Origin of the sequence: Paraburkholderia phenoliruptrix, from assembly GCF_047325075.1 — a bacterium.
Classification (GTDB): domain Bacteria; phylum Pseudomonadota; class Gammaproteobacteria; order Burkholderiales; family Burkholderiaceae; genus Paraburkholderia; species Paraburkholderia phenoliruptrix.
In genome coordinates, this window is sequence record NZ_CP168531.1 from 2,271,536 (window position 1) to 2,286,573 (window position 15,038).

At 66.3% G+C, this 15,038-nt stretch carries 15 protein-coding genes; 6 read left to right on the forward strand and 9 right to left on the reverse strand.

Features of this window, described 5'->3' with window-relative positions; translation table 11 throughout:
* Positions 1–13: 13 nt before the first annotated feature.
* A complete protein-coding gene (locus tag ACEN8U_RS22250) occupies positions 14–226 on the reverse strand; it encodes a hypothetical protein (RefSeq protein WP_013588160.1) in 213 nt (70 codons plus the stop codon).
* 264 nt (positions 227–490) lie between these two features.
* Between ACEN8U_RS22250 and ACEN8U_RS22255 the strand changes: the two genes are divergently transcribed.
* Positions 491–1,492 (forward strand): LysR family transcriptional regulator, encoded by a 1,002-nt coding sequence (locus ACEN8U_RS22255; protein ID WP_310110201.1) that lies wholly within the window; start codon positions 491–493, stop codon positions 1,490–1,492.
* A 12-nt stretch (positions 1,493–1,504) separates the two neighbouring features.
* Here the strand turns inward: ACEN8U_RS22255 and ACEN8U_RS22260 are convergent, their stop codons facing one another.
* The 8 genes from ACEN8U_RS22260 to ACEN8U_RS22295 form a co-directional block, all read right to left on the reverse strand.
* The gene (locus ACEN8U_RS22260; RefSeq protein WP_310110203.1) at positions 1,505–1,894 is read right to left on the reverse strand and encodes a cupin domain-containing protein; all 390 of its coding nucleotides are present in this window, start codon (positions 1,892–1,894) and stop codon (positions 1,505–1,507) included.
* 167 nt (positions 1,895–2,061) lie between these two features.
* Positions 2,062–2,967: an AraC family transcriptional regulator gene (locus ACEN8U_RS22265; RefSeq protein ID WP_310110204.1), complete on the reverse strand. Its 906-nt coding sequence runs from the start codon at positions 2,965–2,967 to the stop codon at positions 2,062–2,064.
* Complete coding sequence (locus ACEN8U_RS22270) at positions 2,964–3,194, reverse strand: DUF2795 domain-containing protein (protein ID WP_013588164.1); 231 nt, start codon at positions 3,192–3,194, stop codon at positions 2,964–2,966. The genes ACEN8U_RS22265 and ACEN8U_RS22270 overlap by 4 nt, the downstream gene beginning before the upstream one ends.
* Before the next feature lie 174 nt (positions 3,195–3,368).
* Complete coding sequence (locus tag ACEN8U_RS22275) at positions 3,369–3,623, reverse strand: hypothetical protein (RefSeq protein WP_013588165.1); 255 nt, start codon at positions 3,621–3,623, stop codon at positions 3,369–3,371.
* A gap of 294 nt (positions 3,624–3,917) precedes the next feature.
* Positions 3,918–5,255, reverse strand: coding sequence for a C45 family autoproteolytic acyltransferase/hydolase (locus ACEN8U_RS22280; protein WP_013588166.1), 1,338 nt, complete (start codon positions 5,253–5,255; stop codon positions 3,918–3,920).
* Positions 5,256–5,422: 167 nt separating this feature from the next.
* Entirely contained in the window at positions 5,423–7,156 is a 1,734-nt protein-coding gene (locus ACEN8U_RS22285) for a ClcB-like voltage-gated chloride channel protein (protein ID WP_310110206.1), read from the reverse strand.
* A 112-nt stretch (positions 7,157–7,268) separates the two neighbouring features.
* Positions 7,269–8,006 carry a glutathione S-transferase family protein gene (locus tag ACEN8U_RS22290; protein ID WP_013588168.1) on the reverse strand — a complete coding sequence of 246 codons (738 nt, stop codon included), beginning with the start codon at positions 8,004–8,006 and terminating at the stop codon, positions 7,269–7,271.
* Positions 8,007–8,213: 207 nt separating this feature from the next.
* Entirely contained in the window at positions 8,214–9,311 is a 1,098-nt protein-coding gene (locus tag ACEN8U_RS22295) for a YeiH family protein (protein WP_310110207.1), read from the reverse strand.
* Between the two features lie 116 nt (positions 9,312–9,427).
* On the opposite strand from ACEN8U_RS22295, the gene ACEN8U_RS22300 reads away from it, so the two are divergent.
* The 5 genes from ACEN8U_RS22300 (at position 9,428) to ACEN8U_RS22320 (ending at position 15,038) form a co-directional block, all read left to right on the forward strand.
* Positions 9,428–10,441, forward strand: a complete 1,014-nt coding sequence (locus ACEN8U_RS22300; RefSeq protein WP_310110208.1) for a LysR family transcriptional regulator — start codon at positions 9,428–9,430, stop codon at positions 10,439–10,441.
* Positions 10,442–10,626: 185 nt separating this feature from the next.
* Positions 10,627–11,400 (forward strand): TIM barrel protein, encoded by a 774-nt coding sequence (locus ACEN8U_RS22305; protein ID WP_310110209.1) that lies wholly within the window; start codon positions 10,627–10,629, stop codon positions 11,398–11,400.
* A 230-nt stretch (positions 11,401–11,630) separates the two neighbouring features.
* Positions 11,631–12,617 carry a sugar kinase gene (locus ACEN8U_RS22310; protein ID WP_310110210.1) on the forward strand — a complete coding sequence of 329 codons (987 nt, stop codon included), beginning with the start codon at positions 11,631–11,633 and terminating at the stop codon, positions 12,615–12,617.
* Between the two features lie 161 nt (positions 12,618–12,778).
* Positions 12,779–14,068, forward strand: coding sequence for an MFS transporter (locus ACEN8U_RS22315; protein ID WP_310110211.1), 1,290 nt, complete (start codon positions 12,779–12,781; stop codon positions 14,066–14,068).
* 4 nt (positions 14,069–14,072) lie between these two features.
* Positions 14,073–15,038, forward strand: a complete 966-nt coding sequence (locus tag ACEN8U_RS22320) for a D-glycerate dehydrogenase (protein ID WP_310110212.1) — start codon at positions 14,073–14,075, stop codon at positions 15,036–15,038.

The following is a 15,038-nucleotide window of genomic DNA, read 5'->3' on the forward strand; positions in this document are numbered from 1 at the left end:
AAACGTGCCCGAATCAGTTCGTAGCGAGTTGCGTGCAGCTATCGGCGACGGGGCTCGCGCAGACGAACGAATACTCGCCGCTGTAGCGCAGCACTTCCTCGCCCGCGTGCAGGACGACCTTGATGTCCGGGCAGCGCTCATAAGCGATGAAGGCCGAGCAGGCTGCGGCGGACCAGCAGACCAGAGAAAACGCGATTTTTTCGAGAAGCTGGAAACGATGTGTCATGGCAATCGGCTGGCAGTGAATTTCTTTCTGGCGATATCTTACCAGCCTCTAAGGGTTTATACCTAGTCAAACGCCGTACTCCTGCGTCAAGCTGTGGTATCGACGCGTCGCCCAAGCTGACACGCTTGCCATCCACAGGTCAGGGTTGGGACAGGTCGGGTCGATACAATCGATTCGTTGGGCAAATCCGCGCGAGCCTTGCCGCGCGGGTGAGACAGGCGGCAGCGCTGCGCCGGCCCGGCATCTCGAGGCAGGAGTCGTCCCATGAATCAATTGCAGTCCATGCGCGTGTTCGTCAGAGTGGCGGACCTCGGCAGTTTCGTCCGCGCGGCCAATGCGCTGGATCTGTCCACCGCCGTGGTCACCCGGCATGTGGCGGATCTCGAAGCACGGCTCGGCACGCGTTTGCTCAATCGCACCACGCGCCGTCTTTCGCTGACCGAAGCGGGTGCGACCTATCTGGAGCGCGTGCGCCATATCCTCGACGATCTGGAAGGCGTCGAGCAGATGCTGGCGGCGCGTCATCATGAGCCCGTCGGGACTTTGCGGATCGTGGCACCCGTGGTGTTCGGGCTGCAGAGCCTCGCCCCGGCGGTGCAGTCCTACGCCGCGCGCTATCCCGAGGTGGTGCCCGACGTGACGCTTGCCGACCGGCAGGCGGATCTCGTCGAAGAAGGTTTCGACGTCGGCATCATGGTCGGGCGTCCGGCTCGCAGCGCGAGCATCGTGACGCGGCGGCTCACCACCTGTCAGTTGACCGTCTGCGCGACGCCGGACTACCTGGCGCAGCACGGCACGCCGGCGCGGCCCGACGATCTGCTGGCGCATCCGTGCCTGAGCCGGCCGCCCGAGCAGGGCGGCGAGGAACGGCTCTTCAGCGGACCGGAGGGCCTCGTGCGCGTGAGGACCGCCAACGCGATCGCCGCGAACAACAGCGAAATGCTGCGGCAGTTCGCGCTGCTCGGCATGGGCGTCGCCATCCTGCCGAGCTATCTGATCGGCCGCGATCTGGCGGCCGGCCGGCTTGTCGAACTGCTCCGCGATTACCGTCTGCCGGAGATCGAGATCACGATTGCCTATCCCAGCCGCCTTCACTTGCCGGCCAAGGTGCGGACGTTCGTCGATCACCTCGTCGACCATTTCGAGTCGGACGTCACCGCGCCGGCCCGCGATTCGCCCCATGCGAGGCACGCGGCTGCGCTTGCCCGTTCCGCAGCCCGGCGCTCGGGGCCGCGAGCGGTCGCCGCCGCGCCGTTGCCGGCCTGAGCGCGGCGCGGCTCAGATCCAGAGATCGTTGGCGGCCGTGCGTTCGTTGGTGTCCTCGCCGGTATTCCTGACGCCGCGCGGCTCGATCAGCAGCAGCTTGACCTCGCCTTCTGCGAACGGTTTGTGCTCGGTGCCCTTCGGCACGACGAACATTTCGCCCGCCGACAGCGTCACGAAGCCGTCGCGCATGTCGATGCGCAGCCGGCCGTCGAGCACGATGAAGGTCTCGTCGGTGTCGGCGTGCTGATGCCACATGAAATCGCCTTCGATACGCACGACCTTGAACTGGTAGTCGTTCATTTCGGCCACGACGCGGGGCTGCCACTGATCGCGAAAGAGCGCGAGTTTTTCAGCGAAGTTGATGGCGCGGTAGGTCTGCGGGGCGCTCGGGGTGCTGGACATGCGGATGCTCCTTCAAAAGATGGTTGCTGTCTCGGGAAAGAGCGTAACCGGCCATGAGCGGGCGGGTCTTGAACGTTTGTGGGCGCGAAGGCCGGGGAGGCGTGGGAGGCTGGACATGCGTGAACCGCGTGAACCGCGTGAACCGTGTGAATCGCCGAGCCTCCGCTTCACGCCTCGCCGGTACGCCGCGGCAAAGTCCCGAGCATGGCGAGCCACTGGCCGGGCGCGACGCCCCACGCGCGCCTGAAGTGCCGCGTCATATGGCTTTGATCGGAAAAGCCGCTGGCGGCGGCCGCGTCCGCGAGCGGCAGGCCCGCGAGCGCAAGTTGACGCACGAGGTCGAGCCGCCGCATGGTCAGATAGCGGTGCGGGCTCGTGCCGAAGAGGGCGCGGAAATCGTGCGAGAGGCTCCAACGGTCGCGCCCCGCGGCGGCGGCCACGTCGTCGAGGGTCACGGCGCGCTCGAGCGAAGCCAGCAGAAATTCGCGGGCTCGCCGGGCGGCGGCGTAATCCACCGGGCGGCGCGTCGGCGCGGCGCCCGCGGCCGCGTGAAGCGCCATGGCGAGTTCGTAGAGGCCGTCGTCCTGTTCGAGCGGGTCCATCGCGCGATCCATGCCGCGGAGCAGGTTGCGTGTGGCGGCGAAAAGGCGCGGATCGTCCGATAAACCGCCTTTGACGAAAGGCAGCGGCTTGCCGCCGAGCGCCTCCTGAAAGAGCGCCGGATCGACATAGATCATGCGATAGCGGAAGCCTTCGCCGGTGCCGGCCTGGCCGTCGTGCGGCTCATCCGGATGCAGCACGATGGTGCCGCCGGGCAGGCTGTGGCGCAGGCTGCCGCGATAGCGAAAGCTCTGCACGCCCGCGAGCGTGCGGCCGATCGCGTAGGTATCGTGGCGGTGCATCGCGTAGCCGGCGCCGTGGAAAAACGCTTCGATCCGCTCGATGCCGCCTGCGCCGTTCATGCCACCGTCGCCACCCGCGGCGGTCGACGGCGGCGAGCGATAGATCCAGTCCACGCCGTGCTTTTCCACCGACGCCGCAAGGCGTCGCGGCGCGTGCGCATGCCCGCTCACGCGCTCAGACCCGGCCCGAAATTGCCGCCGATCAGACGCGTGACGGCATCGACGTCCGCGTAGTCCTGCTCAGGCAGGCCGTCGAGCATCGACAGCACCTCGTTGCTCGCGCCCGCCTCGCGGGCCGCGTCGACGAGCGCGTCCTTGTTGACCGGAAAGCGGACTTCGCTGAGCAGGTCGGAGATCTGGAGGTCGATGGATTCCCCGGGAATGGACGATGCCGTCATGCAAGCGCTCCTGCTGGTACGGTTGAAGTCAATAAGGGCCGCGGCTGGCACTGCGCGCGCCGACGTAACCCGACCTGGCGTCGCGCCTTGCTGCCGGAGCGACGGCGAGCCGGTTCGCCGCATAGGCCCCCTCGATCGCGGCCGACCGGGAAGCTCACGCGAGCGGCATCGCGCTCAGGTCTGCAGATGCTCGTTGCGCGCCGCATACCCCCGCTCGGGATGCCGCGACTTCGGCAAAACGATATGCTGCCATTGTTGTGGGCGATTGTCGTCGGTGACGGCCACGTCGGGCGCCGCCGGAGCGACTGGCGCGGCGTTCGCGCGGGCGGCAAGCGTGTTCGCCGGCATGCTCTCCTGCGCGGTGTGAACCGGCGCGGCAAAGCACGAAGCGGACAGCGTCACCATGGTCAACAGCGTCGAGGTTTTCATGCCCGACCTCCTCAGCTCATGCGGCGCTAAGAGTTCAGCAAGGGCTGTGCCGTCCTCGCGTCGAAAGGAAAGCACAAGCCGCGCGAGGCCGGGCTGCGAGGCCGCGCGCTTTCGTCACGCGCGGCGCGCAAAACTTGCAACGCACCTCGAGACCTCTCATTGTAGATCGCCGATGATGGCGCGGGAATGGCAGCCAGATAGCGGCAATCTTCAGGCGTTTGGACGCCCCGGCATCTCACGTAGCACCTATTGCGGCACCTATCGCAGCACCTATCGCAGCACCTATCGCAGCACCTATCGCAGCACCTCAAAGCGCGTCCACGGCCACGAAGGCCGGTCGCGCATATAGCCGTTCAGCCAGTTCCACTGCGGATGCCGTTTCATGAACGCCTGGGCGTCGAACGGCCGCCCGCACGGATGACCCCAGCGCGCGCTGAACGCCATGTCGCGCGCCATTTCGCTGTCGGCCACCTTGCCGTCGTTTGCGCCCCATGGATTGAACGGTCCGTGGTCCGAGCCGCCGAAACGCGCGTCGTCCAGTTCCAGATGCCCGCAGATGGTGCGGGAGCACGGGTTGTCGTTGCGGTCCAGATAAACGTCGTGATGATCGGCGATCATCGCCTTCGCGAGCTCGACGTCTATCTTGCCGCGGTGCATCTCTTCCAACTGCATGAAGCGCAGCCGCCGCGCGCCGTTCTTGCGCACGTCGGTATAGTCTTCGCCTTCGCCGATACATTCCTGATTGCGGATCTTCAGGTCGGTCGCCGTGTTGTAGCCGCTGTAAAAGCCGTCCGTCGTGCTCTCGAAGCCCGAGTAGTGCAGCCCCAATTCGTAGCGCGCGATTTCGCCGGTCTTGATGTCGCCGAGCAGCCAGCTGTTCGCATAGCCGCCGTTGTTGGCGAGGGCGAACATTTCGCACCATTCGCCGATGCTGTTCGCATACTGCGACGCCCGCCGTGAGCGGTAAAACTCGGGCGCGCCCGCCGCGTTGTAGCCGACGAAGTTGGAGATGGTGGTTTCCGTCACCATCAGGCCGGCCGCCGTGATCCAGAAATCGGTGAGGCTCGAAATGCAGCCCGGCAGGCCCTGCATCAGAATCCGGTTGCCCTGATCCGGCACGATGTCGAACACGACGTTGAAGGCGTCGCCGGCGGCGTAGCGGTCCCAGGAGTTGTGCGCCATCACGATGCGGCCGTCGCGCGTCGCGTTGCCGGTCGCAATGAACGCGCTGCAATGGTGGCCGCGCCGGCCCCGCCAGGGTTTCAGCCCGAGGGCGGGCTTTTGCTGCGCCGCGTGCGCCGGCCACCAGCTTTGCAGCAGATCCATGTAGCCGTTCCACGCCAGCACTTCCGCGAACGGCAGCTTCGCGCCGTCGGCGATGCCCTGGATTTCGTCGGCGAATTCGGTGTCGAGCTTGTTGCCGAACTGCGAGACGGCCGCCTCGACGAAAGTGTCGAAATCCTCGCCGGTGTCCCATCTGGCCAGGTAGCGGGCGGTGCGGATCGCGTTGCGGATTTCCGCCGCAAGCAACTGGCCGTGCTGTTCGCCGCGGTCGTACGGCTCGCCTTCGATATGCACAAAGATCCAGCCCGCCTGGTCGCGGCGCACGGCATCGAGGGACGGTTCGCTCATTTTCGCTCCGATGGGATAGCGGGCGAGCGGCACTCCGGCGCACCCGTCCTGGCGTAACCTCGCACTGCCGATGCCGATACACGGCCCCGGCGCTTTTCCCATTGTAGAAAGTTTGCGGTGCTTTGACCGGGCGCGACGCCGATGCAGCGTGCGCCGCGGCGGCGCCCTCAGCGCGTCGGGTTCATGCGGAAATACGCATCGAGCAGCGACGTTTTATAGACGACGCCCGCGAGCCGCGGATGTGCGGCGCTTTCCACGACCGGCAGGCGCTCGCCCTGGAACGCCATGAAGTGTTGCAGCGCGACGCCGAGCGGCATGTCCGGCGTGAGCACGTCGAAATGCGGCTGCAGGTAGTCGGCGGCGGTTCGCGTCGAGGTGTCGCGGTTGTCGAGCAGATCGGAGGTGATGTCCTTCAGTGCGACCACGCCGAGAAACGCGCCCGATTCGTTGGCGACATAGAGATACTTCACCGGATATTCGAGGAACACACGCGTCATGTCGTGCACGGTCGCGTTGGGCGGCACCACCGTTTGCGCCGGGCGGATCAGCTCGCGCATCTGCGTCGCGCGCAGGCGCGTGCGTTCCTGCTCTTCCTGATTGCGGCGCAGCGTGATCTCATACATCGACGTCTTGCCGATCGCCCGCGACACGAAGTACGCGACCACGCACGACAGCATCAGCGGCAGCACCACCTGGTAGCTGAGCGTCATTTCGAAGATCATCAGAATCGCCATGAGCGGCGCCTGCGTGGCGCCCGCGAGAAACGCGCCCATGCCGACCATCGCATAGGCAAAGGGCGCCGAGGTGCCGTGCGGCCACAGCGCGTGCATGCCTTGGCCGAAGAGCGAACCGACCACCGCGCCGACAAACAGCGTCGGCGTGAAGACCCCGCCCACCGCGCCCGAACCCGCGGTGGCCGCGGTGGCCACGAGCTTGAACACCAGCACGACGACGAGCGCGGTCCACGTCCAGGGCGAATGCAGGATCGAATTGACGACGCTGTAGCCGTTGCCCCAAACCTCGGGCGTCCACACGGACAGAATGCCGACCACGAGCCCGCCGAGCGCGAGCCGCGCGGGCAGCGGCAACGAGAGCTTGCGAAAGAGAGCCTTGGAGCCGTCGAGCAGCCGCAGAAACTGCGGCGCAGCCGCGCCGCACAGCAGACCGAGCGCGACGAAGAGCAGCACCTCGATGCCTGCCACCGGCGGAAACACCGGCATCTCGTACGGCGGCTTGTAGCCGGCGAACTCGCGCATCGTGATGTTGGCGACCACCGCCGCGACCACCACCGGCCCGAAACTTTCCATGGCGATGGAGCCGAGCACGATCTCCGTGACGAAGAACGCGCCCGCGATCGGCGCGTTGTACGCCGAGGTAATGCCGGCCGCCGCGCCGCACGCGACGAGCAGGCGCAGGCGCGGCGGATCGAAGTGCACCCAGCGTCCGATCAGCGAGGCCGCCAGCGCGGCAAGCTGCACCATCGGGCCTTCGCGGCCGATCGAGCCGCCGCTCGCAATCGTGAAGAGCGACGAGACGCTGCGCCAGAGGCTCAGCCTGACAGGTACCACGCCGTCGCCGATCGCTACCGCCTCCATATAGTCGACGTGATTGCATTTGTCCGCGTGACGCCGCGCGACCAGCAGCAGAAAGCCGGCGATCAGGCCGCCGGCCGCCGGCAGCCAGATGCGCACCGTCCACGGCAGGCTGCGCGCCATTTCCACGAAGCTGCCCGACTTGCCCGCCACGGCCAGTTGCAGCACCTCGATGCCCATGCGAAAGGCGATGGTTGCAAAGGCGCCGCCGACGCCGACCACCACCGACCAGACGAGCATCGTATGGGCGTCGGAAAGACGGAAAAGATCTTGAGCGCGGGTGCGCAGCTTCAGCAGGAATGAAAGCACGTCGGCGGTACTGGGCGGAAAAAGGGTTGCAAAGCGGGCACGACAACCGCCGCGCGCCCGCTGAACCAGGCGGGCGCGCGGCGGGGCGGGAACGGGGAATGACGGCGCCCGGTCAAGCCGCCGCCTTGTCGAGTTCGGGATAGTGCCGGAAGATGCACGCCTCGTTATGTTCTATGCGGCGCTCCGACTGCAGATACGCGGCGATCTTCGGTCGCTTCATCACCGCGGCATGCAGGGCGGCGAGCCGCGGATAGTGGTCGGCGAAGCGCGCGAGCGCGCGCGGAAAGGCGTAAAGCAGTCCGTCGATCAGCTGGAACATCGAGAGGTCCACGTAGGTGAGCGAGTCGCCGACCATGAAGCCGTCTCCGGCCGGATTCTGTTTCAACACGCGCTCGAAATAGTTCATGAACTTTGGAATCCGGTTGTCGATGAAGTCATGGGCGCGCGCTCTCGCGGCGTCTTTCTGATCCTCGTAGTAGAGGCTGGATGCCAGCGGGTGATGCGTGTCGTGCGCCTCGGTCACCATGTCGGCAATGGTGAGCTGCAGCCCGTTTGCCACGTAGCGCAGGCTTTCCACAGAGGGCGCAAGGTTCAGACGCGGGCCGAGATAAAACAGGATGTTCGCCGTCTGCGAGATCACCAGGTCGCCGTCTTTCAGAAACGGCGGCGCGAACGGCGGGTAGGGTTCGTCACGGCTTTTCATGACCGCCATCATCGCGCCGGTGCCGAGACCTTCGGACGGCTCGCCGCGCGCCACTTCGACATAGTCCGCGCCGGCTTCTTCGAGTGCCAGCCTCACAAATTCGCCACGGCCTTGCAGACCGTCCCAATAGTAAAGTTCCAGGCTCATCGATCTGTCCTCATTCGGGTTGCAGGAACGTCGTGCCGAACGCGTCGCGCTGTGTACCGCATGTCGATGCACGGCGTTGCTTCTCGTGCCTCGTAGGGCGCGCTGCGTTTTTCGCACGCCAGCCAGTATGCCGCGCGGCGGCGCCGGATGCTTTCCCAAACGCACGAAACCCCGCACGCGGCGGGGTGGGTTCGAGCGCAAAGCGGTTTAGCCGAAGAGGCGCTGGACTGCCCATGTGATGCCCAGTCCGCCCGCGATCAGCCATGCATACAGGATCAAGCCGGTGGTCAATGCGCGCGGACCGGCCTGACGAATCTGCGAGACCCGCGTTTCGATGCCGAGCGCGGTCATGGCCATGGTCAACGCAAAGGTGTCGATCGTATTGAGCGTCGTGGTGGCGGCCTGCGGCAGCACGTGCAGCGAGTTGATCACGACGAAGGCGAGAAAGCCGAGCGCGAACCAGGGAATCGCGAGCTTGCCGGCATGTTGCGGATGGCCCGGCGCGCCTGCTTGCACGCCGGCGCTCGAAGCATCGCGGCGCGCCGGGCGGTTGACCCACAAGCCGACCACGAGCAGCACCGGCACGAGCAGCATGACGCGAGTCATCTTGACGATGGTGGCGATATGCGTCGCCTCCGGGCTCACATTGCTCGCGGCGCCAACCACCTGCGCCACCTCGTGGATCGTGCCGCCGAAGAAAAGCCCAGCGCCGACCGTGTCGAGATGCAGCCAGCCCGCGTTGAAGAGCACCGGGTAGAGGAACATGGAAAGCGTGCCGAACAGCACGACGCTGCCCACCGCCATCGCGCTTTTGTGCGGTTTGGATTGCAGCGTCGACTCGAAGGCCAGCACGGCCGCGGCGCCGCAGATGGCACTGCCCGCCGCAGTGAGAAGTGCCGTGTCGCGGTCGAGCTTCATGATTTTCATGCCCGCCCACGTGCCGATCCCAAGCGTGCTCACGACGATCAGCACCGACTCCGCAAGCCCGGGCAAGCCGACCTGGGCGATTTCCTGGAGGCTCACGCGCAGCCCGAAGAACGCGACCGCGATGCGCAGCAACTTGCGCGCGGAAAAATTGACGCCGGCCGCCCAGCTTGCCGGCATGCCGTCGCGCAGGGCGTTGCCGTAAATCGCACCGGCCACGATGCCGACGATCAACGGGCTCAAGCCGAGGCCGGCAATGGCCGGCATTTCAGCGATCCGCGTGACGGCGGCGGCGAAGAGGGCGACGAACAGAATGCCATTGAGCTGGCCGCGGGCGGACGATGCTTCGGCAGTGGTGGTAGTAAGGCGGGCGGTGGTCATGGTGGCAGGCTTCGCGACTGACGGGATTCGATGGGTCTAATCCTAAATTAGATATATGAATATGAAAAATCGTGATTTAGAATGGAAACTATCCGTTTGGCCGATAGTTTGATGAGATGACCCCGGATCAACTTATAACGTTTGCTGCTGTCGCCGAGCATCTGAACATCAGTCGCGCCGCGCTGGCGCTGCATCTGTCGCAGCCGGCGGTGTCCGGACAGCTGCGCCAGCTGCAGGACGAGTTCGGGGAGCCGCTTTACCAGCGCGACGGGCGCGGCGTGCGGCTGACGCCGGCGGGGGAGCAATTGGCGCAGTACGCGGCGCGGCTGCGCGACACGTGGCGGCAGGCGCACGCGTACCGCGACGCGCTGCGCGGCCTCGAACACGGCACGCTGCGGATCGGCGCGACCACTACGCCCGCCAGCTACCTGCTGCCGTATCTGCTCGCGGATTTTCACAGGCGGTATCCGGAAGTCGCGCTGCATACCGTCGACGGGAATACCACCGACATCGTCGGTGCGCTCGGTTCCGTGGACATCGCGCTGATCGAGGGGCCGGTGGGCACGGACCTGCCGCCCGACACGGCCGTGCACGCCTGGCGGGAGGATGAAATCGTGGCGATCATGCCGCGCTCGCATCGGCTCGCGGGGGGTGGGGAAGTGGGAGCTGCGGGACGCGGGAAAGGAGGCGAAGGACGTGAGCGAGGCGGACGAGGCGAGGGCGGCGGACGAGGCGAGGGAGGCGGACGAGGCGAGGGACGCCACGGCGGCCAAGGCGGCCAAGCCTCCGGCCTTGACCTCGCCGCGCTCGGCGCCGAGTCGCTGATCGTGCGCGAGGCCGGTTCGGGCGTGCGGCAGATCGTCGAGCGCGCGTTCGCCCGCGCGGGCGTGCCGATGCGAGTGGCGCTGGAAATTGCCGGCGTCGAGGGCGTGAAGGAAGCCGTGCGGGCAGGCATGGGCATCGGCTTCGTCTCGGCGATGTCGATGCGCCATGAGAACGGTGCGTTGCGCGTGTTTTCTCTGGCTCCGCAGCCGCTGACGCGTCGGCTCTCGATCGTCGTCCCGCACGCAGGCACGCCGTCGCGCGCGGTGCAGCAGTTTCTGACAATGTGTCTCGCAGAGGGGGCCTAAAGCTTGCACGCCCCAACGTTGGCCCAGGTGCAACTTCGCCGGCCGCCGCCTGGGGATTTCCACTATGGCGTCCCGCCCGGACGCAGGCGCACTATTCGGACATCGCAAGCGCTTCGGCGCTTTTTTGAAATTCGTTTTTGGAACCGGTTCCAAACGGCGAATAGACGAAGAAACGGTAGCGAGACATGACAAATGCAGTGGAAGTAGCCATCGTCGCGAGCGCCTTCGGCGCGGACGCCGTGCGCACGGCCGGTCATCGAAAGTGGGCGGAGGCGAGCCGGCGCGCCGGGGCTGCCGGTTTCGAAGTGCGTCGCGAATTGTTCGGCTACGAGGCGGACGCCGCGCCGACGCGCCTCGCCGGCTTGGGTGCGGACATTGCGCAGCTCGGCTTATGGTCGGTGTACTCGACCCCGGCGTCGCTCTATACGGCAGACGGGCAGCTCGACGCCGCCGCGCTGCGCCGCGCGCTCGACGAAGCCGCCGCGCTCGGTGCGCGCTTCGTGAAGCTTCAACTAGGCGGTTTTGCCGACCACGCGGACGGCGATGCGATCGCCGGGCAGTTGAAAGGTGCAAACGTGCGGCTCGTCGTCGAAAACGGGCAACTGACGCAGGGCGGCTCGCTGCATCAGTTCGTTGGCCTCTTCGATACATTGAAGCGCGACGGTCACGCGGACCTGCTCGGCATGACTTTCGATGTCGGCAACTGGGCGTGGTGCGGTGTGCGGGCGCTCGACGCAGCCGTGGCGCTCGCGCCTTACGTCGAGTACATGCATTGCAAGATCGCTGCGGGCGAGGGCGCACGCCGTTTCGCCACCGCGCCCGCCGCCGACGACGCCCGTTTCGCCGCCGTGCTCGAGCGGCTGCCGCGTGGCGTGCCCCGCGGCATCGAGTTTCCGCTCGACGCGGCCGCCATCCACGACGATGCCACGCGGCGCGTCGCCTGGCTCGCGGCGGCGTGAGCAGCGAGCCGAGCCGCTGCATCGGGAGCGCCGGCAGGAGATACGCGCGAGCGACGCAACTGCGACCGCAGCAATCGCAATGAGCGCATGAGGCGCAACGAGTGCAACGATTGCAGTAAGGAGCGCGTCACGGAGCGCGCTGAGCATCGAACACAGCCGGCGCAGCACTTGGCACGCCGACAACCGCATCACAGACAGCGGCAGCCCCGACGCCCAGGCAGGAGCAACCCATGACTCACCAAGGCACAGCATTGGACATCATCACCTACGGCGAAGCCATGGCCATGTTCGTGGCCGCCGAAACGGGCCCCCTCGCGGGCGTCGGCCAGTTTACGAAACGCATTGCGGGCGCGGACCTGAACGTCGCGATCGGCCTCGCGCGGCTCGGCTTCAAGGTCGGCTGGATGAGCCGCGTCGGCAACGACTCGTTCGGCCAGTACGTGCGCGACACCTTGACGAGGGAAGGCATCGACCAGCGCTGCGTGAGTACCGACGAGCGCTACCCGACCGGCTTCCAGTTGAAGTCGAAGACCGACGACGGCAGCGATCCCGCCGTCGAATATTTTCGCCGCGGCTCGGCGGCGAGCCACCTGTCGGTTGCCGATTACTCCGCGGACTATGTGCTGCCGGCGCGTCATCTGCACCTGACCGGCGTCGCGCCGGCCATCTCCGCGAGCTCGCGGGACCTCGCGTTCCATCTGGCACGTGAGATGCGCGCAGCCGGAAAGACGATTTCGTTCGACCCGAATCTGCGCCCGACGCTGTGGCCCTCGCGCGCCGCGATGGTCGAGGGTCTCAACGCGCTCGCCGCGCTCGCCGACTGGGTGCTGCCCGGCATCGGCGAGGGCGAGATTCTGACCGGCTACACGCAGCCCGAGGACATCGCTGGCTTCTATCTGGAGCGCGGCGCGCGCGGCGTAATCGTCAAGCTCGGCGCTGCGGGCGCGTATTTCCGCACCGCCGACGGCACTGCCGCCGTGATCGCCGGCCAGCCGGTCGCGAACGTCGTGGATACGGTCGGCGCGGGCGATGGTTTCGCCGTCGGCGCGATCAGCGCGCTGCTCGAGGGCAAGCCGCTGGCGGAGGCGGTCGCACGCGGCAACCGCATCGGCGCGCTGGCGATTCAGGTGATCGGCGATTCGGAAGGCTTGCCGAGCCGTGCCGAACTCGACGCGCTGGAGCGCGCCGATCCGGCAAGCGTCGCGCAGGCGGCCTGAGGCGTCGTCAAGCGGCGCCGCCTTGCGGCGGCGCGCATTCATCACAGCAAGAGCGCTCACCAGCGAAGCAAAGCGAGGCACAAGCCACGCAGAAGCCACGCAAAAGCGCCGCACAAGCCCCATTCATCATTGTTCCGGGAAGCCCGTAAAGGAGACACCCCATGACCTCATCTCTCGCGATCCGCCGCTGGTGGACGATCATGCCGATCGTCTTCATCACCTACAGCCTCGCTTATCTCGACCGCGCGAACTACGGTTTCGCGGCGGCCGCCGGCATCAACCAGGACCTCGGCATCAGCAAGGGACTGTCGTCGCTGATCGGCGCGCTGTTTTTCCTCGGCTATTTCTTCTTCCAGATTCCCGGCGCGATCTACGCCGAACGCCGCAGCGTCAAGAAGCTCGTGTTCTGGAGCCTCGTTCTGTGGGGCGGCTGCGCGGCGCTGACCGGCATGGTCAACAACATTCCTTCGTTGATGGTGATCCGCTTCGTGCTCGGCGTGGTCGAGGCCGCGGTGATGCCGGCGATGCTCATCTTCATCAGCAACTGGTTCACGAAGAGCGAGCGCTCGCGGGCCAACACGTTCCTGATTCTCGGCAATCCGGTGACGGTGCTGTGGATGTCGGTCGTGTCCGGTTATCTCGTGCACTCGTTCGGCTGGCGCAACATGTTTATCGCCGAAGGCGTGCCCGCGATTCTGTGGGCCGTGTGCTGGTGGTTCATCGTCAAGGACAAGCCGCAGCAGGTCACCTGGCTCACGCAGCAGCAGAAAGACGATCTCGCCGAAACGCTGCGCGCGGAGCAGGCCGCGATCAAACCGGTGCGCAATTACGGCGAGGCGTTCCGCTCGTCGGCGGTGGTCAAGCTGTGTGCGCAGTACTTCTGCTGGAGCATCGGCGTGTATGGTTTCGTGCTGTGGCTACCGTCCATCCTGAAGAACGGCTCGACGCTCGGCATGGTCGCAACCGGCTGGCTGTCGGCGCTGCCGTATCTTGCTGCGACCATCGCGATGCTTGCAGCCTCGTGGGCATCGGATAAACTCAACCGCCGTAAAGTGTTCGTCTGGCCGTTCCTGCTGATCGGCGCGATCGCGTTCGCGGCGTCGTATGCGCTCGGCGGCACGCATTTCTGGCTCTCGTATGCGTTGCTCGTGATCGCGGGCGCCGCCATGTACGCACCGTACGGCCCGTTCTTCGCGATCGTGCCGGAGCTGCTGCCGAAGAACGTCGCGGGCGGCGCGATGGCGTTGATCAACAGCATGGGCGCGCTCGGTTCGTTCGTCGGCTCGTATGTGGTCGGCTATCTGAACGGCGCGACGGGAAACCCAGCGGCATCATATGCGTTCATGAGCGTGGCGCTGCTCGCCGCGGTCATCCTGACGCTGATCGTCAAACCGCAGCAGCAGACGGCGCATGCGGGGCACGCGCTCGCCACACCGTTGCAAGGAAAATAAGCTGATGAAGAAGATCGTCGCGTGGAAGTCGCTGCCTGAGGACGTGCTCGCGTATCTGCAACAGCATGCCGACGTCGTGCAGGCGGATCCCGCCCGCCATGATTCGTTCGTCGCCGCCTTGCGCGAGGCGGACGGCGGCATCGGCGCGAGCGTCAGGATCACCCCGGCCATGCTCGAGGGCGCGACGCGGCTCAAGGCGCTCTCGACGATCTCCGTCGGCTTCGATCAGTTCGACGTGGCCGATCTCACGCGGCGCGGCATCGTGCTCGCGCACACGCCCGACGTGTTGACGGAATCCACCGCGGACACGGTGTTTTCGCTCATCCTCGCGTCCGCGCGCCGGGTCGTCGAACTCGCCGAATGGGTGAAGGCGGGGCACTGGCAGCGCAGCATCGGCCCTGCGCAATTCGGCGTGGACGTGCAGGGCAAGACGCTCGGTATCGTGGGTCTCGGGCGCATTGGCGGCGCGGTCGCGCGGCGCGCCGCGCTCGGCTTCAACATGCGGGTGCTGTACACGAACCGCAGCGCGAATCCCGAGGCGGAAGCCGCTTACGGCGCGCGCCGCGTCGAGTTGCCGGAACTGCTCGCCAGCGCCGACTTCGTCTGTCTGCAAGTGCCGCTCACCGCGCAAACGCGGCATCTGATCGGCGCGCGTGAACTCGCGTCGATGAAGAAAAGCGCCATTCTGATCAATGCGTCGCGCGGCGCGATTGTCGACGAAGAGGCGCTCATCGAGGCGCTCGGCAACGGCACGATTCACGGCGCGGGTCTCGACGTGTTCGAGCAGGAGCCGCTTGCCGCCGACTCGCCGCTGCTGAAAATGGCGAACGTGGTCGCTTTGCCGCACATCGGCTCGGCGACGCACGAGACGCGTCATGCGATGGCGCGCAACGCGGCGGAAAATCTCGTCGCGGCGCTCGCCGGCACGCTCACGACGAACATCGTCAATCGCGACGTGCTGCAACGGTGA